The 23,310-nt window shown below is 44.1% G+C and carries 20 protein-coding genes; 8 read left to right on the top strand and 12 right to left on the bottom strand.

The window, feature by feature from the left end; translation table 11 throughout:
- Positions 1 to 323 precede the first annotated feature (323 nt).
- The 7 genes from nfuA to MZ182_RS00575 all read right to left on the bottom strand — a co-directional run bounded on the left by nfuA (position 324) and on the right by MZ182_RS00575 (position 7,541).
- On the bottom strand, positions 324 to 902 hold the full coding sequence (gene nfuA, locus MZ182_RS00605) for a Fe-S biogenesis protein NfuA (protein ID WP_011787539.1): 579 nt from the start codon (positions 900 to 902) through the stop codon (positions 324 to 326).
- 239 nt (positions 903 to 1,141) lie between these two features.
- A complete protein-coding gene (urdA, locus tag MZ182_RS00600) occupies positions 1,142 to 2,890 on the bottom strand; it encodes a flavocytochrome c (RefSeq protein WP_248067751.1) in 1,749 nt (582 codons plus the stop codon).
- A 92-nt stretch (positions 2,891 to 2,982) separates the two neighbouring features.
- A complete protein-coding gene (locus MZ182_RS00595; RefSeq protein ID WP_011787537.1) occupies positions 2,983 to 3,747 on the bottom strand; it encodes an outer membrane protein OmpK in 765 nt (254 codons plus the stop codon).
- Positions 3,748 to 3,926: 179 nt separating this feature from the next.
- The gene (locus MZ182_RS00590) at positions 3,927 to 5,168 is read right to left on the bottom strand and encodes a sensor histidine kinase (RefSeq protein WP_248067749.1); all 1,242 of its coding nucleotides are present in this window, start codon (positions 5,166 to 5,168) and stop codon (positions 3,927 to 3,929) included.
- Positions 5,155 to 5,832, bottom strand: coding sequence for a response regulator transcription factor (locus tag MZ182_RS00585; RefSeq protein WP_011787535.1), 678 nt, complete (start codon positions 5,830 to 5,832; stop codon positions 5,155 to 5,157). The genes MZ182_RS00590 and MZ182_RS00585 overlap by 14 nt, the downstream gene beginning before the upstream one ends.
- Before the next feature lie 2 nt (positions 5,833 to 5,834).
- A complete protein-coding gene (locus tag MZ182_RS00580; protein WP_014609574.1) occupies positions 5,835 to 6,581 on the bottom strand; it encodes a response regulator transcription factor in 747 nt (248 codons plus the stop codon).
- Between the two features lie 171 nt (positions 6,582 to 6,752).
- Entirely contained in the window at positions 6,753 to 7,541 is a 789-nt protein-coding gene (locus MZ182_RS00575) for an amidophosphoribosyltransferase (RefSeq protein ID WP_025008335.1), read from the bottom strand.
- A gap of 31 nt (positions 7,542 to 7,572) precedes the next feature.
- Between MZ182_RS00575 and bioH the strand changes: the two genes are divergently transcribed.
- Together bioH and MZ182_RS00565 are read left to right on the top strand one after the other, a co-directional pair.
- On the top strand, positions 7,573 to 8,367 hold the full coding sequence (gene bioH / locus MZ182_RS00570; protein WP_025008334.1) for a pimeloyl-ACP methyl ester esterase BioH: 795 nt from the start codon (positions 7,573 to 7,575) through the stop codon (positions 8,365 to 8,367).
- 61 nt (positions 8,368 to 8,428) lie between these two features.
- Entirely contained in the window at positions 8,429 to 8,986 is a 558-nt protein-coding gene (locus tag MZ182_RS00565) for a hypothetical protein (RefSeq protein ID WP_248067747.1), read from the top strand.
- A 63-nt stretch (positions 8,987 to 9,049) separates the two neighbouring features.
- Here the strand turns inward: MZ182_RS00565 and MZ182_RS00560 are convergent, their stop codons facing one another.
- From MZ182_RS00560 to greB, 3 genes are all read right to left on the bottom strand, one after another.
- Complete coding sequence (locus MZ182_RS00560) at positions 9,050 to 11,014, bottom strand: LTA synthase family protein (RefSeq protein WP_248067745.1); 1,965 nt, start codon at positions 11,012 to 11,014, stop codon at positions 9,050 to 9,052.
- A 216-nt stretch (positions 11,015 to 11,230) separates the two neighbouring features.
- A complete protein-coding gene (locus MZ182_RS00555; protein ID WP_248067767.1) occupies positions 11,231 to 13,600 on the bottom strand; it encodes a Tex family protein in 2,370 nt (789 codons plus the stop codon).
- A gap of 159 nt (positions 13,601 to 13,759) precedes the next feature.
- Complete coding sequence (gene greB / locus MZ182_RS00550) at positions 13,760 to 14,263, bottom strand: transcription elongation factor GreB (RefSeq protein WP_115016580.1); 504 nt, start codon at positions 14,261 to 14,263, stop codon at positions 13,760 to 13,762.
- A 376-nt stretch (positions 14,264 to 14,639) separates the two neighbouring features.
- On the opposite strand from greB, the gene ompR reads away from it, so the two are divergent.
- The 3 genes from ompR to MZ182_RS00535 all read left to right on the top strand — a co-directional run bounded on the left by ompR (position 14,640) and on the right by MZ182_RS00535 (position 18,835).
- On the top strand, positions 14,640 to 15,365 hold the full coding sequence (ompR, locus tag MZ182_RS00545; RefSeq protein ID WP_011787527.1) for a two-component system response regulator OmpR: 726 nt from the start codon (positions 14,640 to 14,642) through the stop codon (positions 15,363 to 15,365).
- A gap of 42 nt (positions 15,366 to 15,407) precedes the next feature.
- Positions 15,408 to 16,724, top strand: coding sequence for a two-component system sensor histidine kinase EnvZ (envZ, locus tag MZ182_RS00540; protein WP_011920251.1), 1,317 nt, complete (start codon positions 15,408 to 15,410; stop codon positions 16,722 to 16,724).
- 128 nt (positions 16,725 to 16,852) lie between these two features.
- Positions 16,853 to 18,835 (top strand): methyl-accepting chemotaxis protein, encoded by a 1,983-nt coding sequence (locus MZ182_RS00535; RefSeq protein ID WP_011920252.1) that lies wholly within the window; start codon positions 16,853 to 16,855, stop codon positions 18,833 to 18,835.
- 80 nt (positions 18,836 to 18,915) lie between these two features.
- On the opposite strand, the gene MZ182_RS00530 is transcribed toward MZ182_RS00535, so the two are convergent.
- Together MZ182_RS00530 and MZ182_RS00525 are read right to left on the bottom strand one after the other, a co-directional pair.
- Positions 18,916 to 19,389 carry a peroxiredoxin gene (locus MZ182_RS00530; RefSeq protein ID WP_248067743.1) on the bottom strand — a complete coding sequence of 158 codons (474 nt, stop codon included), beginning with the start codon at positions 19,387 to 19,389 and terminating at the stop codon, positions 18,916 to 18,918.
- An 81-nt stretch (positions 19,390 to 19,470) separates the two neighbouring features.
- Complete coding sequence (locus MZ182_RS00525) at positions 19,471 to 20,415, bottom strand: choice-of-anchor H family protein (protein WP_248067741.1); 945 nt, start codon at positions 20,413 to 20,415, stop codon at positions 19,471 to 19,473.
- Positions 20,416 to 20,819: 404 nt separating this feature from the next.
- On the opposite strand from MZ182_RS00525, the gene MZ182_RS00520 reads away from it, so the two are divergent.
- Genes MZ182_RS00520 through MZ182_RS00510 form a run of 3 tightly spaced genes read left to right on the top strand, consistent with a single transcriptional unit; the run spans position 20,820 to position 23,177 of the window.
- The gene (locus MZ182_RS00520; protein WP_011787522.1) at positions 20,820 to 21,122 is read left to right on the top strand and encodes a PepSY domain-containing protein; all 303 of its coding nucleotides are present in this window, start codon (positions 20,820 to 20,822) and stop codon (positions 21,120 to 21,122) included.
- 2 nt (positions 21,123 to 21,124) lie between these two features.
- The gene (locus MZ182_RS00515) at positions 21,125 to 21,820 is read left to right on the top strand and encodes a response regulator transcription factor (RefSeq protein ID WP_248067739.1); all 696 of its coding nucleotides are present in this window, start codon (positions 21,125 to 21,127) and stop codon (positions 21,818 to 21,820) included.
- Entirely contained in the window at positions 21,813 to 23,177 is a 1,365-nt protein-coding gene (locus MZ182_RS00510; RefSeq protein WP_248067733.1) for an ATP-binding protein, read from the top strand. The genes MZ182_RS00515 and MZ182_RS00510 overlap by 8 nt, the downstream gene beginning before the upstream one ends.
- Positions 23,178 to 23,310 lie beyond the last annotated feature (133 nt).

Raw genomic sequence — 23,310 nt, 5'->3', positions numbered from 1 at the left:
CGAGACGACCGTCCGCCCCATGGACGGGGCGGTCGAGCATCCACGGATGGACTCGCTGCGTGTCGGTGAGCGAATGCCATGGCTCATCATAAGCCAGCACTTAAAGAATTAAATGACAAAGTTTGATCCTCAGCAGTGCTATCCAGAAATTCTTAAAGTGCTTTTGTCCAAAAGTGAGCTATATGGTTTCAAGTGGTGGTTGTACGATTAAGTCACACTATATAAATAATCAAAACTGTCAGTTCGTGCATGAGTTAGTACAAATTAAGAGATATAAAAAACGCGACTCCGGGTCGCGTTTTTTATTTGCTCAACTCAAAAGATTAAGCGTAAGAGTGCTCACCGTGTTGGTGATCAGTTACGTCACGCACACCGGTTAATTCACCGGGGAACATGTCTAACAGTTGTTTTTCGATACCATCCTTTAAGGTGATATCCACTTGAGAACAACCGTTACAACCGCCGCCAAACTGCAATACCGCAACACCTTCGCTGGTGATTTCAACCAACATAATGTTACCGCCATGGCTAGCCAACTGCGGGTTGATTTCAGATTGAATAACATATTCAATACGTTCAACTAAAGGCGCATCGCCTGACACTTTACGCATTTTGGCGTTAGGCGCTTTAAGTGTGAGTTGCGAACCTAATTGATCGGTCACAAAATCGATTGTTGCTTCTTCAAGGAAAGGTGCGCTCTTTTCATCAACCATAGCGTTAAAGCCATTGAACTCAAGTTCAATATCATCACTTTCAACCGCATCTGGTGGACAATAGGACACACCACACTCTGCTTGCGCGGTACCAGGACTTATCACAAATACACGAATATGAGTGCCTTCAGGTTGATCTGCTAACAACTTAACAAAATGGGCTTGGGCCGCATCGGAAATCGTAATCATGGAAACCAGCTCCGTCAGGGGATACCTGAGTGTTTTAGTAAGAATTAGCCGTATGATACTCCGACTCACTCCCGCTTTGTAGTCCCTTGAATACCAAGTTTGTGGATTTTTGCAAAAGTGATCACGATTTATATGCCCTAATAACACACTAAAATGCAGATTAATTAATGAATCAGTTGCGCCTATATTAGCAAAAAGCGACCCAAGTGGGTCGCTTAAGCTAGAGGATCAAACTATTACTATTTAGCCGCTTCTTGTCCTGCGATACGGCCAAAAACAATAATGTCTGTATAAGCATTGCCACCGAGTCGATTGGTTCCATGGGTTAACCCCGTCACTTCTCCCGCAGCAAACAAGCCCGGAATCACCTTTCCTTGTTCATCAAGTACACGAGTACGTGTATCAACCACAAGGCCACCCATAGTATGGTGCACAGAAGGTGTCGCTTTTAAAATCCAATAAGGTCCTTTACTTAAATCGACTAATCCTGAGCGATGATTAAAGGCTTCATCCTTTCCTGTTGCGGCATAACGATTAACGTCTTTAATGGTTGATAACAACGTGTCTTCAGGAATATTAAAGACTTTAGCGGCTTCTTCTAGGGTATCGACCTTATACATTAGCCCATCTTTTGTGAATTCCTTAAGTTCGCCTTGGTGCATTTCAACTGTATGAGCAACGTTTTCAATGTCTTGATTCCAGAGCACATAAGTATAACGGCCTGGTTGGTCTAAAATAGCATGTGAAATAACATCACGACGTTCCAATTCCTCAACAAAACGCTCACCCTTCTGGTTAATTAACACGGCACCAAAAAAGCGAGAGTCCGCAATCAAGGCTATCGCACCAGAGGTTGGGCTACAAATCGGATATGACTGGATATATCCCATATTTTTTGCTGCAGCGTGAATTTTCTCTGCCATCACAATACCATCACCGGTTCCTCCAGAATGGCCAGTACTACCATAACGCTCGTCGAGTTCTGGATTGTATTTCTTGCGCATCTCCATATTCGAGGAGAAGCCGCCCGTTGCAACCACAACACCGCGCTTAGCATGGTAGGTGATGGTTTTGCCATTATGTGTCGCTTCTACACCAACAATTCGACCCGTTTGATCTTGGATTAACTTTTCAGCCTTAGTATTGGTATGGATCGGTAAACCTACTTCATCAGCTTTAATCGAAAACTTACTAATGACTTCAGCCCCAGTATGACCTTTAGGGATTAATGCCCGTTTAACACTATGCCCACCAAACTGAAATAACTGATCTGGATAAAATTCTACTTTAACGTAATCTCTTAACCACTCCGCGGCATCAACTGCATTATCAACCATGGTTTTAACCATCTCAGGATCGCCTTTAAAATCACCGCCTTTAAGCGTATCGCTGATAAATAGTTCTTTGCTATCGGTGATCCCCATAGTCTTTTGTACCCAACTACCGGCCACATTCATCTCTGCACCAGAAATCAATGAGTTACCACCGATAATAGGCATTTTTTCAATAATAACGGCGGAGCGGCCTGCGGCTATCGCTTCTAAACCCGCGCTAAAACCTGCCCCACCGGAACCAATAATCACCACATCATAGGTATATTCTGCAGGCGTTAATGCTTCACTTTTCTTAGCAGAAGCCGTTGCAACAAGAATGACTCCTGCCGCTTCAATACTTTTACCCACAGCTTCTTTAAGTGCTTTAGACGTTACTGTCGCGCCCGTAATACCATCGACTTCAACAGAATTATTATCAATAATTGCCTGTTTAACATCTTTAAATACGGCACCAGCAAGCACTTTGTTTTCTTTTTGTTTAATAATATCAATAGCTACAATATGCCCATCTTTGAATGTGGTTTCGACCTGCACTTCGCCATGTTTGCCTTGAGCAGTTCCTTGGCTTTTTACTATTTGATGGGTAGCTTGACAGCCAGCAATAATCGCTGTTGCCGTGACAGCAATACCAATAATGGATTTTTTATAATGCATTACAATTCCCTTATTATTCTTGATAAAAAATAGAACAACATCCAATTAGATGAAATTCTATATATTAAAAATTCAAACAATCTGATAACCCATTAAAACTGATAACCAATAGATATACCGTATTCAAACCCATCATTATATTGAGACCCCCAACTATCATAATGAGTGAGATATAACTTTGAAAATATTGAATCTGTGATGTTTGTTTGTAATGTTGTGATTATCTGATGGCCATAGCTGTTATATGAAAATAATGCTTGATGCGCTTTATCCCTATCAATTTGCGCTTCATAATTTAAACTTAAACTATGTTTTAACCCTAACAATTCAAGGGGGTACTTTGCATTTAAAACAACAGCATAGCCTGATAAATCGTTAAACTTCTCTGATGTGGGTGAAAAATTACCAATGGTATAATTGAAACCAACACCATAGTTTAATGATAGATTTTGAACTTTTGCGTTATGAGTCAAACCTAGGTAAAGGTTATCTTCAACTAGCGTTTCACTCGCAGAGATAAAGTTCTGAGTCCAGAAGTTAAACTGCGATTCCCCCAGCTTATTTTCCAGTATCAATAATGACTTAATCGTCGTCTTACCATCAACATGCTTCTGATTTTCCGCGATTTCTGCTGGGTTTTCTAACTTAAGATTAGCAAAGTAAGTCCCCCAGTCAGCAATTCCCAAATGATTTAACTTTACAAAGGGTTGATTAAAAACACCTGGGTTATCATCTTTTGTGTCACTGGTATAAAACTTATAACCTAAATCCACGCTTGTTTTATTTATATCAGCATACACAGAACCACTAAACAAGATTGCACTGACTAAAATAGATACCACATTTTTATTACACATAGAGCCCCTCTCAACCATGTTTATGAGGAAATATATTTAAATACCCCCACATCTCGTAAACTTTATTTAATAAAGTTACTACGAACCGCATGATTACTATGTGATCTAAGCCCAAAGGCGATTTTGCATTTTAAAAGTGTGTGGTTTAATGCAGTGAATTTACAGTCACTATTATTGAGTTATTTAGAGATTACCAACCTAGCAGTAAATAAATCATTTTCTGATGAGCAAGTAAAAATCCAGCCCAGTTGATTAGCAAGACGCTTCACCAGTAATAGCCCTAAACCAAACCCATGACGGCCATTACTATTGTAGGAATTGGTTATTTCTATACAACGAGCAATTTGAGTAATGCTAATATCTGCTCCACCATGCTCAATACTATTCCTTAATAAATTGCTTAATATGATTTTTAACGGATGAAGTTGAACGGAAAAATAAGTATCGTCAGAAAATAATTTAATTTTTTGCTCATGACCATGTACCCGTTGCTGCTCCTCGATAATACTGGCAAGTAAAGGCGATAACGCGACGTTTTCCTTTTCTAAACTGGAACACTCTTTATTGGTCAACCATAGCAAGGTTTCAATGAGTGACTTCATTTGATTGGTCGCTTGGGAAGCATACAGAGTTGCACCAGTAAGCTCACCTTGTTGTAATGCGAGGATTTCGAATGAGGATTGGCATATGGCAACTGGTGTACGTAACTCATGGCTAGCAAAGCGTAAAAAATTGAGTTCGCGTTGCTGAGCCTCTTGAAGCTGTAAAATCGAGTTATCTAGAGCATCAACAATGGCTTTTAGTTCTGCATATTCTTGTTGCGGCAAACTCAGTTTGCCTCCTGCCTCCCAATCATGCTGCTTAATCGCTTGGCTAATTTGATGCACAGGCGTAATCACTTTACTTTGCATATAAAACGCTAAGCTTGCACTGGCACAAAAGGTTATCAATACCAGCAGCAAAATGGCGGTCATGTTTTTAGGGGCAAATTGCAAATCATGGGTAACACTAAACTGCAGCCAAACGTATAGCGGCTGGCCAGCTTGTGTGTAGTACACACTTAACGCGTTTACAATGGGACCTTCTGCATGCTCATAGTGAATTTTGCTCGCATCTGTTAAAACTTCATTGTTACTTAACTCACGAATTTGCAGCGGAATATCTCGCCAATGAGGATAGACGGTTAAGTTATCGGTTTTTAGAAGTGGTTGATGAAGTAATGATTGCTGAGTTGGCTCCGCCATCTTCAGTAACGCTTCGGCCGCTTGCCCTGCATTGTGCATTGTGACTTCATGCATAGAAATCATACCTGCACACATCATGCAAAGCGGGATAAAACTATTCACACCTAAGGTTATTAATAGAAAAATAACGCCCCACACTTGATAGCTACGCTTGAGGCTAAGTTTAGGCGCTTGCATTGATTTCATCCCTAAGACTTAAACCGACACCACGAATCGTATGTAATATTTGCCGCTCAAAGGGGCGATCGATCACTCGGCGCAAAAGATGAATATGGCTGCGCAAACTGTCACTATCAGGTGCGCTGTCGGGCCAAAGCATTCGTTCAATCTCTTCTCTACTCACTGTTTCTGGGCTGCGCCTTGCTAACAACGCCAAGATCTGCCAACCGGTTTTAGACAAAACCAGCAGTTGCCCTTGCCGATACACCATGTGATTTGCAAAATCGATTTCGAGGTCGCCAATAATCAACCTTTGGGGCGCGGGACGACGCTGAGCGACCACTTTTAATCGTGCGACCAGTTCCTCCATCGCAAAGGGTTTTATTAAATAATCATCAGCGCCAACGGCAAAACCAGCCAAGCGCTCATTCAAACTGCTACGGGCGGTTAGCATGATGATAGGTGAAGTAAAACATTGCGCTTTCCAGCGTTCACACGCTTCAATGCCATCACCGTCCGGTAAATTAAGGTCAAGAATGATAGCATCGAACTGCTGCTGACTAATGAGCATATCCGCTTGTGCTAGGTTGAACGCGTAATCGCACTCTATGCCACTCAATTCAAGATATTGAATGATGTTGTTAGAGAGAAGCCGATTGTCTTCAACCAGTAATACCAACATATTTAGATCAACTCATATTGATGGGCGAGATGAATTAAGTTTGCTCGATTCGTCGCCCCAAACTTCCTACGCATGGATTCCATATGGTATTCAACGCCTCTGATACTTATCGGGAGCTGAGTTGAAATTTCGTCATTCTGCAGGCCGTTTGCGACCATAAGTAAGATATCTCTCGCATTATCTTTAAGTAGAGAACTTTGAAGAAATGGATTAAACAATGGCTTATTACATTCAAATAGCTTGTTTTGAGCCTCTTTTAAGGTTGCACTCAAACCCGTTAATAGGATGTCTGAATCACTCAGATGACTCAGCAATATAAAACGACCCGCCCAATGTCGATTGCTATGGCATGTAACGGGCCAACTTAATACGGTTTGAATATGATGCTTACTAAAAAGTAGGCTAGCTTTATCACCTTTATCACACGACAAGCGATACATATAAGATTTTGAAGTATCTAACGAAAAACCAAAATTAAAATCATTAGCGGCAACCTGACTTAGATAAAAACGCTGCAGTTCAGCAACTACAGGTGATGAAGCTACGCTGGCATTAGGTTTACGCAGCGAAGCTTGTGAGAACAGATTGGTTTCTTTTGGAAAGTGATAGTTTTCATACGCGCAATGAGGGACTCCTTGAAACCAGAATCCACTAAAACCGTGCAGCTTCAAAGCTGCCGTTATTGCCTGAATAACCTCTTTTAACGTAGATGCCGTATTGGCATTTGATAGCGCCTGTTTAGCGTCCATAAATACCCCCAAACAAAATGATATTAGAAGGTATCTCAATACAAACAATAAACAAAACTCACAGATACATATACTTACATTTGATCGCAAAATTAAAACTTATTTTTTATACCCCGTGTTTTTGACATAGTTTTGACGTTCGTAACGCTAAACTACCGCGATCTGTTTTAACTATAAGTCCGTTGTATCCAACAAACCTGGCGCTTCGGCTCGTGCAAGACACCATATTTGTACATGCACGTATCGCGCTTCAAATAAACGGGCAATTTCAGCGACTGTGGTCCCCGTTGTGACGACATCATCTACCAGTGCAATACGCTGATAAGCAAAGTCGTCATCTAACATAAATGCATCCTGTAGATTACGCCGCCGCTGCGCACCGTTCAATCCTGCCTGCGGACGGGTATCCTGTCGCCGCGTTAATCCTTGGTCAACTAAGGGCAACTGTAAGCGTTGAGACAACTCATGGGCAATCAACCAAGCCTGATTAAACCCTCTTTGCTGTAAGCGTTTGGGGTGCAATGGCACTGGTACTATCGCTTGGGGAAGCGTTAATAAGCCCAACTGCTCAAGGTGGTTAATTCGCGCAACCAAGGCACGACAGAGTATAGGCAATGCCGCAAGTTGACCTTGGTACTTAATTGCACCAACCCAAGTCCCTAAACCTTGGTGATAACTGCAGGGGGCAACGATCTTATGGGGTGAATATTTTTGGCATGCACCGCAATAATCCATTTCAAGCAGCATTGACCTGCCACAACCAAGACAAATGGGACTATGGTATAAACCCGTTTGTAGGCAAGCCATACAAATCCCCGTTTCTGGCGCTTGCATGGATTGGTGGCACAGAAGACAACGGTTAGGTAAACTGCCCGCCAACCAAGTTATGCAGAGTTGATATCCTAGACGCATTATCCGCAAAGCAGATTGCGGCCAAATCCCTTTGACAATGTGCGGCATATATCCACCTAATCCATTTAGAGGCACTCAAGTGAGCCAAGTGATCCCCACAAACCCAGTAAATTTGCATATTGAAACCAGAGGCAAAGGGCCAGATCTGGTCATGCTTCATGGTTGGGGAGTGAATAGCACTGTGTTTACCCCATTATATGAGTCACTCTCTCAGTATAGGGTGCACTATGTCGACTTGCCGGGCTTTGGCCATAGCCAAATGGTTGAAGGTAGCCTATCAACCTGGGTCGATACCTTAGTCGCTGCATTGCCTGAACACGCTATTTGGGCTGGCTGGTCACTCGGTGGGCTCGTTGCGACTCAGGCAGCGTTAAGTTATCCACAAAAAATCAAAGGCTTGATTACTATTGCCTCATCCCCTTGCTTTATGGCAAGGGAAGACGAAGCATGGCCGGGCATTCCGCCACAAGTCCTTAATCAATTTAGAGAACAACTCGGCCAAAATTTACCTAAAACTATAGAGAGATTTCTGGCGATTCAAGCCATGGGTAGCGAAACCGCCAAGGAAGACATCAAACAACTACGCGATCTTGTGCTTTCCCGCCCTTTGCCAGATACCAAAGCCCTAAGCCAAGGCCTGAGTATGCTGACCAAAGTAGACTTAAGGCCACAACTTTCAGCACTTCAACAACCTTGGCTTAGGGTGTGGGGGCGACTCGATGGTTTAGTGCCAAAACGTGTACAACCCCAAATGCCAACAGGTGACCAAATTGAAGATGCGATGCTAGCCAAAGCTTCGCATGCTCCCTTCTTTTCGCATCGCGACGATTTTTTAAAAGTATTTTTGCCTTGGTTAGCAATACACACCCGCTGATGCTTTATCTTTAAGCAATTAGTGGCTAGTATTTAACCATTAGTGCTTCAAGGAATTTTCCATGTTAGTTGTCAGTAATTACCCACAAGTGCCGCTAGCGACCAGCAATGTCGCGACGGACTTAGCTCGGGTCGACAACCAACTCAAGCCTGTGGTCATTCCTCCCCAACAGGCAACGAAAGCGCACGAAGAACGCGCCTTTAATCCACAGAATGAACGTACAGCGGATCAAACTCAGCAACAGGCACGACTGATTGAGCATAATCAGCAACAAGTTCAAGATAAACAGCAGCAACAGCAATCATCTCAGCAGCAAAACCAGCAACAACAAGAGAAAAAAGCCCCTGTTGTCATGGCTGAACGAGTGCAATCAAAATTAGTAAAGATAGCGACTCGAGGTCAAGCAGCATTGCAGCGTAAGGACATACGCTTAAAAGTCGCTCAAGGGGATACTACTCATATAAATACTCGCCCTAAAAACAATAATACGAGCACGACTCAGCCGTCGATTCAGGGCGAATCTATGCAGTTTTATCAACAAGTTGGACAACGTATTAGTCAATTTTATGAGCAACAGACTCGACCAGAGCCTGAATCTGCCATGTCAACTTGGATTTAATGTCTACCATTTCGTCCAACAAAAATGCCGCGAAGTTGCGGCATTTTTCATTAAGAATAAACCTTATTTTGGTAACCGATACAGCTCTTGCTGATAAGCTAAACTCCCCCACAGTGCCCAGCTTAAGGCTTTTTTCTCAAGTATTTTAGCTGCGGGAATATGGGGCGTTAATTGCTCCGTTTTCTGATTATATTGAAAACCTTGCGCAGCTTTTTCTGGTTGCAAAATGACGACATTTTTTCCTTCCATCAGTGCAAAGTTTTTATCATATTGCATCAAAGCTCGCCCAGCCCAATCATCACTGACTTTGGTCAAATCACGACCAAGCATGGGGTATGAATCTGAAATACCCATCAAAGACAACAGTGTTGGTGGCAAATCAATTTGACTCACGATTCGATGATCACGTTTTGGTGTAACACCATCCCCTATAATCAACCCAGGAATACGAAAACGCGAAACAGGTACGAGATCAGCACCTACGACTCGACTATCATGATCGGCAACCACGATAAAAATCGTATCCTTCCAATATGCAGCATTCTTGGCAAGCTTGAAAAACTCACCAATGGCATAGTCTGCATATTTGGCGGCGTTATTTCGAGTCTGCTTTGGTTGTTCATAGAGTTCGATACGATCATCAGGGAATTCGAATGGGTCATGGTTCGTTGAACTGAACACTAAACTAAAGAATGGCTTACCTTCATTATGTAGCCGTTCAAACTCACTGTTTGCCTTACGCATAAGATCTTCATCTGAAACACCCCAAGACCCCACAAAAGCAGGCGACTTATAATCCTTTTGCTCTATGATATCGCTAAAGCCATTACCTAAAAAAAAGCTACGCATATTATCGAAATGGCTCTCACCACCATAGATAAACTGCGTTGTATAACCATGGTTTTTAAGAAGTTCAGCGATAGAGAAAAAACCTGTTTGACTCTTCCCTAGCTTAACCACAGCCCGTGCAGGTGTCGGCGTAAACCCCGTTGTTACCGCCTCGATTCCACGGACTGAACGTGTACCTGTGGCATATAAATGATCAAAATACCAACCTTCTTGAGATAAAGCATCGATATTTGGTGTCAGTGGTAAACCACCCAAACTGCCTACAAATCGTGCACCTAAACTTTCTTGCAATAGGATAACTAGGTTCTTTGGTTTACCAGTATAACTGGCTTGGTTAAAGCTAAGTGAAGGCACATCTGTTGATGTAAACGCACTTGCTGGACGACCACTCTCTTGTCTTATCGTCGCGATAATCTCAGCATCATTTAAATCACCATAAACTTCCGCTGCATCTTCTTCGTTTCCCATTTGCTTGATGGCAAAAACTAAGGAATAGGATGAGTTAGTGACAAGTGAATTCACCAGTGGATCATCGGCAAAAGCCACCATAGCAGGATTAAGTGGTCGATGGCCTAATGTTGAGCGAGCACCAAGAAAAGCTAAAACCACCACAACGACAGCTAACACAGGACGCCAATACCAACCAGGAAAGCGTAAATAGCTTGTTAGCTTGCCACTTAACACCCATCCTCCCCAAAGTGTTGCCATGCTAACGATCACGGAGAAAATCAGTTCAACTTTTCGACCTGCCCACAGCATAGAAAGCACTTCTTTGGGATAAATCAAATACTCCACATACAAGCGATTAGGACGAATACCATATTCTTCGATGAAAGTTGGCGTTGATATTTCTAAAAATACAATGACCCATAGCCCAAAAGTTAGCCATATCCGTAAAATGGGTTGCCATAAACGGCCAACAAAATGATCTCCAGAAAACAAAGCGGTACCAAGTGCAGCTATACCCCACAACCAGCACAAAGTAGCAATATCAACACGTAGCCCTTGTAATAGAAGGTGTGACCAGCCTTCGACAGCCACCACGCGTTCAGCTTGCCATAGGCCTAAACAAATACGGCTAACGGTAGTAACGAACAACACCAATAGGCAGAAAATAAGGATGGCGTGAAAAGGCCCGTAGGCGTGACCACGTCCGCGAGCAGATAAAACTGACAACATCTATTACCCCAAAACAATCAATGTCCACTCTGCTTTGGAGTGTCTATTTGAGAAAAATCAATAAAGAAGTGCTTGTATGACACCCGACTTTTCTTAAGGTTGCATTAAGCGTCGACTTTATATTCTTTAATGACACAATTTTGCAACAGTTTTGTAAACAATAGATGGGAAGTGTCGACTCGGACACAGGATTGTCCGAGTCTGAGTCAGCGAGGTTTACTTTTTCAGTTTAGCGAAAGCATCGGCAAAAGCGTTACCCATAGCCGCATTCGCGGGCGCTTTCGGCGCGGGCTTTTGAGCTGGGCGAGCGGTTTTACCTGACGAAGTCAATTTGTGATTGGCTTTGGTTTGCGATGAATGCTTAACCTGAGCATTGTTTTGATCAATCGCCTCGTCCAAACGCATACTCAAACCAATACGACGGCGCTCAACGTCCACTTCCATCACTTTAACCTTCACCACATCACCCGCTTTCACCACTGTGTGGGGATCGCTGATAAATTTGTCGGTCAATGAAGAAATATGGACTAAACCGTCTTGATGCACACCGATATCGACAAAGGCACCAAAGTTAGTCACGTTCGTCACTACACCTTCGAGGATCATTTCGGGTTTGAGATGCTTAAGTTCTTCAATCCCCTCTTTAAACTTAGCGGTTTTAAACTCACCGCGGGGATCGCGTCCCGGTTTATCCAGCTCGGCTAAAATATCGGTCACGGTAGGGAGACCAAATTCCGGCGTGATAAACTCCTGTGCATTAATCGTTCGTAACAGTTCTGAGTTACCAATAAGACTCGCTAATTCAACCTGTTTAGCTTTGGCTATGGTTTCCACCAGCGAATAAGCTTCTGGATGCACGGCAGACATATCGAGCGGATTATCTCCTTCACGAATACGTAAAAAACCCGCGGCTTGCTCATAAGCCTTTGGCCCTAAACGCGGCACTTTAAGCAGCTCTTTACGGTTTTTAAACTGACCATTGGCATCGCGGTAATCGACCACATTTTTTGCTAAGGTCTTATTTAAACCAGCGACTTGCGACAATAACGGCACTGAGGCCATATTCAAATCAACACCCACACCGTTTACACAGTCTTCGACTACGGCTTCAAGCGAGCTAGATAATTGGCTTTGACTGACATCGTGCTGATATTGACCGACTCCGATAGACTTAGGCTCAATTTTCACTAACTCAGCCAAAGGATCTTGCAGACGGCGGGCGATAGAAACTGCGCCGCGAATAGAGACATCGAGTTCCGGAAATTCGAGTGCGGCCAACTCCGATGCCGAATAAACCGAGGCACCCGCTTCGCTCACCATGACCTTGGTGAGATGTGGATGGGTATCTTTTATACTGGCAATTAATTCGGCAGCCAGTTTGTCAGTTTCGCGGGAGGCGGTACCGTTACCAATTGCGATCAGTTCAACCTTATGCATATTCACAAGGTTGGCTAAAGTACGAATCGATTTTTCCCATAAATTTTGCGGTGCATGGGGGAAAATTGTCGCATGGCTAAGGAGCTTACCCGTGTTATCCACCACAGCCACTTTAACACCAGTACGTAAACCAGGATCGAGTCCCATGGTGGCTTTTGCACCAGCGGGGGCCGCCATCAGCAAATCACCCAAGTTACGGGCAAAGACCTTAATGGCTTCGGCTTCAGCGCGTTCACGCATTTGCGAAATAAACTCGGTTTCCATTTGCAGGGCTATCTTGATGCGCCATGTTGCCGTCACTACGGTTTTTAACCATTGGTCAACACTGCTATCGCCCAGTTTCAAACCTAAATGGTCTGCAATAATCACTTCACAGTAACTGCCTTGACCTGCTTGTGCATTAGGGTCGGCATTCATTGATAAGGATAAAAAGCCTTCATTGCGACCACGTAACATAGCTAAAGCGCGGTGTGACGGCACTTTAGATAACAACTCATTGTGCTCGAAATAGTCACGGAACTTAGCGCCCTCTTTTTCTTTACCCGCGATCACACGGCTTTCTAATACGCTGTTTTGGCTTAAATGCTCACGCACTTTGCGCAAGAGTTCCGCATCTTCGGCATAGCGTTCCATCAAAATATAACGGGCACCTTCGAGCACGGCTTTAGTATCGGCAAAACCAGCATTTTCATTGATATAATCCGCAGCCAGCGCTTCGGTATCGGCATTGCGATCCGCAAGCAGTGCATCGGCTAATGGTTCAAGACCCGCTTCAATGGCGATTTGCCCTTTAGTACGGCGCTTAGGTTTGAAGGGTAAATAGAGATCTTCGAGGCGAGTCTTACTGTCGGCACTATCAATAGCAAATTGCAGCTCTGCGGTTAATTTACCTTGAGCCTGAATACTGGACAAAATCACTTGGCGTCTATCGTTCAACTCTCGCAGATAGGCTAAACGACTATGTAGGGTACGTAATTGGGTATCATCTAAGCCACCGGTAGCTTCTTTACGGTAGCGCGCCACAAAAGGAACGGTAGCCCCATCGTCGAGCAATGCTATGGTCGCGGTAACTTGCTGCTCACGAACATTCAGTTCTTGGGCAATGATTTGAGCGATGTTATGTGCAATGGTTTGGGAAGTCGTTTGCATAAATAAAATATCGTGTTTAACGGATGAGTCGTAATTGCGCCCACGATACCACAGGCGCATGATCAATTTCATGCTAAAGCCAGCATCAAATCACAGAGTTTGATCTTCTGCGCAATGATAATCGGACACCTAAACCATCCTACATATAACCATCGAGGGTTAATCCGTTACGCTGGCTGAAGGATTTTCAAATGGTGTATAACGGATCTCATTGATATACCAATCTTTTGGGCCAGATGGTGTTTGCACAACGACTTCATCATCTACTTGCTTGCCAATTAAAGCGCGCGCCATAGGCGAGTCGATAGTGATATAGCCCAGTTTAGTATCGAGCTCATCTTTACCGACGATCCGATAACGCACCCGCTCGCCCGCGTCGTTTTCAAGCTCAAACCAAGCGCCAAAGTAAATTTTACCTTCCTGCTGCGGCGAATAGTCGACAATCTTTAACTCTTCTAATCGCTTAACTAAGTATCTGACACGGCTATCAATTTGTCTTAACAAACGCTTGTTATAAGTGTAATCCGCGTTCTCACTTCTATCGCCCTGTGCCGCGGCCTCTTGGACTTTAAGAGTGATTTGCGGCCGATATTCTTTCCACAAATATTTCAATTCTTTATCTAAGGCTAACCAACCTTGGCGGGTGATCAAATGCGCTTTCATGTTCTGACTCGATAATTAAATAAAACTGCCGCAATTGATAAGGGCAAATATGGACAGATGATACTCAGACTAACAGCTAAAGTTAACCACCTACAGAAAAGCATTCCGACACTTCCGAGGCTACAATGCCAATTTAGTTACAATTTCATACCGATAGTGAATAAACGCCATGATTATCATGCATTTTCATTTGCTTAGTATTAACATTGAACGGAAAATTTCAGCATTAATCGCATATCAGCCAATATGATGCGCTAGTCGCTTAGGCTGAATGCGGCTATATTAGGCAGATTCGTTTTCAATTTCAGCCAGTTACTCTTTACTGCATCAAGGCAGCAAGAATAAAGCATTAATCCGAGCAATTAAAGGATACCCCATGGGACAAGAAACCTCGAAAATCCTCGTCGTCGATGATGATATGCGCCTAAGAGCGTTACTCGAGCGTTACCTGATGGAGCAAGGCTATCAGGTACGCAGTGCGGCCAATGCCGAGCAGATGGATCGCCTATTAGAGCGGGAAAATTTCCATCTTTTAGTGCTCGATTTAATGTTACCCGGCGAAGATGGTTTATCGATTTGTCGACGCTTACGTCAACAGGGTAGCCTCATTCCAATTGTGATGCTCACCGCTAAAGGTGACGAAGTGGATCGTATTATTGGCCTTGAGTTAGGTGCCGATGATTACCTGCCAAAGCCTTTTAATCCACGGGAATTACTCGCCCGAATTAAAGCCGTGATGCGCCGCCAAACCTTAGAAGTGCCTGGCGCACCAGCACAACAAGAAGCCGAAATCAGTTTTGGTGAATTCTCACTGGATCTCGCCACCCGCGAGATGTACCACGGTGATGAAGCGATTGCGCTCACCAGCGGTGAGTTTGCCGTGCTTAAGGTGTTAGTCACCCATCCCCGCGAACCTTTGTCTCGGGATAAGCTGATGAACCTTGCACGCGGCCGCGATTATTCCGCATTAGAGCGTTCTATTGACGTTCAAGTGTCGCGTCTTCGCCGTTTAATTGAGAAAGACCCTGCCAATCCTCGTTATATTCAAACAGTTTGGGGCTTAGGTTATGTGTTTGTGCCCGATGGTGCAGCACGTCGATGAAGTGCGTTGCGTGCTTAATTTTGTCCCCTTATTGGCACGACTATGAAACGTAAGTTGTGGCAGCGATTTCTACCACGTAGCGCGTTTAGTCAAACCGTGATGCTGATTGGTTGCTTATTACTGATCAATCAGCTGGTGTCTTACGTTACCGTTGCTGTTTATGTACTCAAACCCAGTTACCAGCAAATTAATCAACTGATTGCCCGTCAAGTCAAACTGCTGTTTGTGGATGGCATTGATATCGGCCGCGAACATTTAACGATAGTCGATGCCCTCAATGCTAAAGTCCATGATGATGGAATGAAGATTTACAACCAACAACAGGCCCGTGAAGCTGGTATTGAGCAAGCAACTTATTATGGCTTCTGGTCGTCACAGATGTCGGAATATCTTGGTGGCGAAGCGGAGGTTAGAGTAACCCACGGCAGCGTACTGCAGATTTGGATTCGACCGCCACAGGCACCTTCGGTATGGATTAAAGTGCCATTGATTGGTCAAAATGTATCGGATCTTTCACCACTGACTCTGTATCTAATCGTGATTGGTGCGCTTAGCGTGGCCGGTGGTTGGTGGTTTGCCCGCCAACAAAATCGCCCTCTTCGGCGGCTACAAAAAGCGGCCATTTCGGTCTCCCGCGGTGAATTCCCCGATCCCTTGCCGCTCAAAGGCTCAAGTGAAATTGTCGAAGTGACCAATGCCTTCAATCAGATGGCACACAGCATGAAGCAATTGGAGCAAGACAGGGCGCTGTTGATGGCGGGCATTTCCCATGATTTGCGTACTCCACTCACGCGAATTCGTCTCGCTTCGGAAATGATGGTTGAAGAAGACCAATATCTTAAAGACGGTATCGTCAACGATATTGAAGATATGGATGCCATTATCAGCCAATTTATTGCTTATATACGTCAAGATCAGGAAGCCAACCGCGAGTTAGCCCAAATCAATAAACTTATCCAAGATATTGTCCAAGCCGAAGCAAATCGTGCTGGTGAAATTGAAATGGTACTGACCGATTGCCCCGAGGCACTATTCCAAGCTATCGCCATTAAACGAGTACTGAGCAACTTAGTCGAAAACGCCTTCCGCTATGGATCTGGCTGGATACGCATTAGCTCACAATACGATGGAAAGCGAATCGGTTTTAGTGTTGAAGATAATGGCCCAGGGATTGATGAATCACAAATACAGAAGCTATTTCAACCATTTACTCAAGGAGATATCGCTCGCGGCAGTGTGGGATCAGGCCTCGGGCTTGCCATTATTAAACGAATTATTGACCGTCACCAAGGACAAATAACACTCTCAAACCGCAAGGAAGGAGGATTAAAGGCACAGGTTTGGTTACCACTGGAATAACCTACGTCACATATCAGCAGATCAAATGACAATGTAGGTATTCAACTCAGCTTCTGTAATATTTGTGTCACGTTAAATTCATAAACTCAGGGCAGTTAACTGGCTCTGACCATTATGAAGATTGCAACATGAAAATTTCAACGCTATCACTTTCTGCCTCAGCCCTATTGCTATTACTCGCGGGATTATTAGCGGCAGTAGTGCTATGGAGCAGCACTCAGAGACAGCAAATTGAGCAACAAACTCATTCACTACAAAACATTCAACAGGATTTCCTTGTCGGTGTCCGCCGCGATCTCGATGGCTATTTAGTCACTGGTAATGCCGGTCAACTTGAGCAAGCCAAAACCAAACTCATCACCATTAAGGATCAGCTCGCGCAGTTAAATCTCGCCACTGTGGGGGCGACAGATAATGAGTTGCAGATAGGCTTAAGCAGCTTCATCCAAGATTTAGAGACTAAGTACCTCGCCGCAGGCAAACTCGCGGGAGATCCTCGGAAATTGCTTGCCCATGCGGAATCAGAAATGATGGGGTACAACCGCCGCCTGAGCCAGTATGCAGATAAAGGAGCAACAATTAATGCCCTTGTCGCCGAGCAATATCTGCAACTTAGCCGTGATTTACCTTCAATTGTGTATGAACTCTCCCAACTTACCGAAGGTTATTTGATCGGGAAAAATCAGAAACTAAAGGGAATTTTGGATAGCACAATAAAAGAGTTGGATACTTGGCGGGAGGCCCTAAATGCTCTGCCATTGATTGGCATATATGAAATTCAAGAAGCCGATGAATTTGCCCTTGGTGGTAGCGAGCCAGAACAAATTGAAATCGGTGAGAATGACCGCAGTGAGCTATTAAGCCTGAGCAATAGGTACAGTAAAGAAGTCGCCAACACCCACCAACAGCTGCAAACCAATCAAGAAATGCAGGAACAGCTTATCCAAGCCATTAGCAAAGTGGAACAACAGCTTATCGCTCTAGGTGATGCCCAAGCCGCAAAAAATCAGCAACTCAAATCTGAGCTACAACTGATCCTCTATACCATGGTGTCCATCATGGCACTATTCGCCATAGGCTATTTAATCCTGCAACAAAATCGCGTTGTGAAACCGCTTAAACGCCTTAATCAAGCCTTTATGAAATTAAGCGAAGCGAACAGTCGTGAGAGATTAGATATCAATAGACGTTGTGAAACAGGGCAAATCGCGGGACACTTTAATCAATTATTACAACGCTTTGAATTGGAAGATGAAACACAACGCCAGCAGATAACTAAAGTTTCACAGTCCTTGCGTCAACTGGTTGCACGGATCAACCAACTCTCTGTGCATACCGAAAATACACAGACGATAGTGACAGAAACTCAAACACAAACTGAACATATCCGCAGCCTCGCCAATGAAGTCAGCCATACCTCAGCCCTCGTGGAAAATAGCGCCGCAGAAACAATGCGCCAAATGCAATCGAGCCAAACTGAAGCTGAAGCGGTACTCAGTGCAACCGAGCAGACTCAAACTGCGGTCGGGCTATGCCATGCCTCCCTCGAAAGTTTAAATACCTCTGTCACTGATGTATCAAAAATCATTGATGTGATTAGTAATATTGCTGAACAAACTAATTTACTCGCCCTTAATGCTGCCATTGAAGCGGCAAGGGCTGGTGAACAAGGCCGCGGTTTTGCCGTCGTCGCCGACGAAGTACGTAATTTAAGCCAACGCACTCAAACATCCTTGAACGAAATCGTGAAGATTCTGCAGCAACTGACCCAATCGAATCATGCGCTCAGTGAGAGTGTCGATGGCATAGCGCAGGCCACCAGCAGCCAAAAACTGCGGGCTCAGAGCCTGTGGCAAGTGGCGCAAACAGTACAAAACCAAGCCAGTGAAATGGCTAATACCGCCAAACAAGGCTCGCTCAACGCCAAAGAGCAAGTCGATTATCTCGATGAATTTGTACGTACTATGGATAATTTAAGGCAACAGGCGCAGACCAGTTCACAACAGAGTGACGTCATCGCCCAAGAAGTACAGCAGAGTGTAGAAGATATTGAGACTAGCCTAGGAATAGCCAATCAAACTAAAGCACCACCCCATTTGCGAGCCGCTTAAATATAAAAAGGGAGCCTAGATTAGACTCCCTTTTGACTCTTTAACCAGTTAAGTATAGAAACTAAGTATAGATACTTAGCTTACAGCGCTGCTAAAACCACTTCGGCTTTACTCACTTCAAATGACTTCGGTGCTTCAACATTTAGCAATGTTACCACGCCATTATCGATGATCATGGCATAACGCTGCGAACGTATACCGCCGAAACCCGCTGTATCCATCTCTAGTCCTAAAGCTTTAGTAAAGCTGGCATCGCCATCGGCTAACATCATTAATTCAGAGGCATTTTGAGCCTCGCCCCACGCTTTCATCACAAAGGCATCGTTTACAGCAACGCAGGCAATCAAATCCACGCCCTTAGCTTTAAATTGATCGGCTAATACCACATAGCCAGGTAAATGCGCTTCAGAACACGTTGGAGTAAACGCACCAGGCACGGCAAACAGTACGACTTTTTTCCCTGCGAACAGTTCGGTAACTTTGTGATTTACCGCGCCATCTTTAGTCTGTTGGCTTAACGTACCTGCGGGTAATGCTTGACCTTGAGCAATCATTTGTCTCTTCCTTTAGTTAAAATAGCTTACCCATACTAGCCCTATTTACCTAAGATAAATACCGAGATAAAGAAGGAGTGATTATGTTCGACCTCGACTCATCCGTAGCGCACCACATAAGCCTATGAATAACAGGATATATCCAGAAACAGCGCCACCACTTTCTTCGACAACGATAATGTCTGGCCCCCTGTCTCGATCGCTACTTTCCAGCGGTAGTGCATACAGACTATCTATCTCGTCGGCACTAATGGTTGCAACGATATCGCTGTAACCCACCTCATAAACATCAATTAACACATCGTAGTGATCCGTTGCATAGCCCGTATAAAGCGTCGTCAACACTTCATAATCATCCCGAGTTGAATCGCCATAAATAGTAAATACATCTGTGGTGTAGTACCGCACCCAAGGGCCACCATTACGGCTAAGATAGAGCTCCGCAAATAGATCGGCTCTTTCATTAAGATAACTACCGTAAACATCCACATCAAAAGTCACACTAAAGGTTTGATAAAAACCATCATAGTCAAAATCTTCGAACAAACGACTACTGGCATCAAAAATCGAAAAGCTATGGTACACAGGCGAGCGATAGGGATTCTCAGTCTCGGCGCTTGAACGGGGGATAGATTGACTCTCATACTGGGCTATCACTTGGTCACGCGTCATAGGTTTTGCGCCAACAAGCTGTACTTTTTTTGTCGTTCCAGCCTTTGACGATAAACTGGGTGCAAGCGATTTAACCACCGCGGCGGCAGCATCTCCTACATTGTTCGCGGGAGCAGCTTGTTGCAGTAACGCTAAGGCTTGCTGCTCCTGAAATGCCGCTTGCTCAGCATCATCGGCTTTTTTAGCAATACCAATACTTGCAGCAGAAAAGGGCGCTATAGGCATTAACGACTCACCATCACGGGATTGCGCATGGACGTTAACAGATCCCAAAAACAGTAAAGTCATTGCTGTTAGCTTAAATAAACTTTTTCTGGATCCTGTTGCCACTATTTGCCTGTTAAGTATGTTCATCTTGAAGACCCCATGGATAATCCGTTCAAATTGGAGACATTAAAGTGCAATGAAAGTGAACATAAGCTGAACATTCGATAGCAATATGTCGACCACAGCCACAGTAATCACAAAATACCTAAATGTAGCTAAAAGGTGGCTTACTAATATGTTCAGCCCCAATTCATCTGCCATGGATAACACTGTCTAAACTGAACCCACTTAAATGCCTAGGCATAGGATAAGACTGACTAACTGATATTGAGTTCAGCCCGTTAGCAAAGGAAATTGCCAACGATAATTCCACAGGAATTACGCTAACCAATTGACGGATCTCTATAGTGATGGGGTATGCTTAGTCGACTCGATAGGCTATCTCTGTAGCTCATTAATTTAAGATCGCTGAACATTCGCGGGTAACGAATATGAAACTTGGTATGACATTGGCCCTGATCGTCTGCTTATGTGCCTCCTTTGGCAGTATGGCGGCAAATGATAAACGCACCGATCGCAATCAGTCTCGCAACCAAGGCGTGCAGAATGAACAGCGCCGTTTAGCCGTTAATAGTCCAGACCAAGCCGTTGCTATGGCTCAGCGCCAATATCAAGGCAAAATATTGAGCGTACAATCAAGTGGTTCGGGTTATCGCGTCAAAATTCTCGATCCTAATGGTCAAGTGTTTTCAGTATCAGTAGATGCCGCAACGGGCAGAGTATCGAGGAACTAACCATGCGCTTGCTATTAGTCGAAGATGATATAGAGCTACAAACTAACTTAAAACAGCATCTGCTTGATGCCCATTACAGCATTGATGTTGCAAGCGATGGCGAAGAAGGATTATTTCAAGCACTCGAATGTAACTATGATGCTGCAATTATCGATGTAGGTTTACCTAAACTCGATGGCATCAGTTTAATTCGCAGCGTCCGTCAAAAAGAGCGCGATTTTCCCATCCTTATTTTAACGGCAAGGGACAGTTGGCAAGATAAAGTGGAAGGACTCGATGCTGGAGCAGATGACTACCTCACCAAACCTTTCCATCCCCAAGAGCTGGTTGCGCGACTAAAAGCCTTAATCCGTCGTTCGGCAGGTAAGGCCAGCCCATTGGTTTATAACGGCCCTTTTAGCCTCAACACCAGCAGTTTAGAAATCCGTAAAGGGGATGAATTGATCAACCTTAGCGGCTCTGAGTACAAGCTATTCGAATTTTTAATGCTACATCAGGGTGAAGTGAAATCTAAAACTGTGCTCACTGAACATATTTACGATCAGGATTTTGATCTCGACTCTAATGTCATCGAAGTTTTTATCCGTCGCTTACGTAAAAAACTCGACCCAGATAACCAATACAATCTGATAGAAACCCTTCGGGGACAAGGTTATCGACTCAAAATATTAGCACCAGAATCCAGTGTAGATGAGTAACTCTTCTTTAGCATGGCAAGTGATAAACTCCCTTAAGGCTCGGTTAGTTGCCAGTTCACTACTGTTTATTTTAGTGCTATTACCTTTGATTGGTGTCGGCTTAAATGATGCCTTTACCGAGCAAGTGAAAAGTGCCGCAAAAAATGAACTCAGTGCCTATGTTTACTCAATACTCGCAGTAACAGAAGTGGAAAATACGCAGATCTCCATTCCTGAATTAGTGTTAGAAAATCGCTTTAATCTCATTCAATCAGGGCTCTACGCCATAGCAACCACACAAGATCTCAATGGCAAACAAAGTATTGTATGGCATTCGCAGTCTTTTATGGGCATCACTCCTCCGGCATATTTTACGATTCCCGACATGGGCAAAAGTACATTTGAGCAAATCAAGCTCGCCGATCTGCCCCATTGGATTTACAGTTTTAGCGTTAGCTTTGCCAGCCAAAATCAGAACGTACCTGTAACCATCCACATCATTAAAGACGAACAAGAATTCCAGCAGCAAATTGACCAATTTAATCAGCAGCTTTGGACTTGGTTGTTGATCCTGATGTTAGTCATGCTGGTATTCCAGTTAAGTTGGTTACTCTGGACGCTACGCCCGCTAGCACGTTTTACCCAAGAGCTGCACGAGGTTGAACAAGGTAAATCAATGCAGTTAAGTAGCCAATACCCCACGGAGTTACAAGCAGTTGCACGCCAACTCAATATTCTGCTCAATACCGAACAAACCCAGCGAAAACGCTATCGTAATGCCTTAGCCGATCTTGCCCATAGCCTAAAAACACCGCTCGCAGTGATCAAAAGCCAAGCTGATTTAAGCGAAGCCTCGAGTGAACAAGTGTCGGTGATAAGCAGAATCATTGGGCACCAACTGAAACGTGCTCAAACGGCAGCGGCAGCCTCCTGGCATTTAGGGATCCGCGTCGATGAGGTGGCGGCTAAGCTATTGCGGACTTTGACTAAAATTTATCAAGAGCCGCAAATCCATCTCCATTCTGAAATTGCCGAACAAGCAGTATTCAAGGGGGATGACGCTGACCTCACTGAAATGTTGGGCAATTTACTCGACAACGCCTGTAAAGCGGCAAAATCCACTGTTAAATTAACTGTAACGGGTGATGCCTATCAACTGCAGATCTGCATAGAAGATGATGGCCCCGGAATCAGTGAATCATTGAAAAATCAAATATTTGAACGTGGAATTCGAGCAGATTCCTATCGCCAAGGTAATGGTATAGGGCTTGCGATCGTTCGAGATTTAGTCGACAGCTATAATGGCAGAATTTCAGTGTCGCATTCAGAAACCTTAGGTGGGGCCAAATTTAGCGTGAGTTTTGTGCACTCTATTTAATCTATTAGTTTCAAATGATACATTAAATCCCCTCCTTTAAATTCTCCCTATAAAGCCTTAAAACATTTTCAGCTTATGTTCATATTCAAACGCCTATGATGCCAATAACATCCTCACATAGGATTATTGGAGC

The sequence above is a fragment of the Shewanella sp. JNE2 genome (genome assembly GCF_023159115.1).
GTDB lineage: Bacteria > Pseudomonadota > Gammaproteobacteria > Enterobacterales > Shewanellaceae > Shewanella > Shewanella putrefaciens.
Note: the sequence above shows the minus strand (reverse complement) of the source record. Positions and strands in the feature narration are given on the sequence as shown.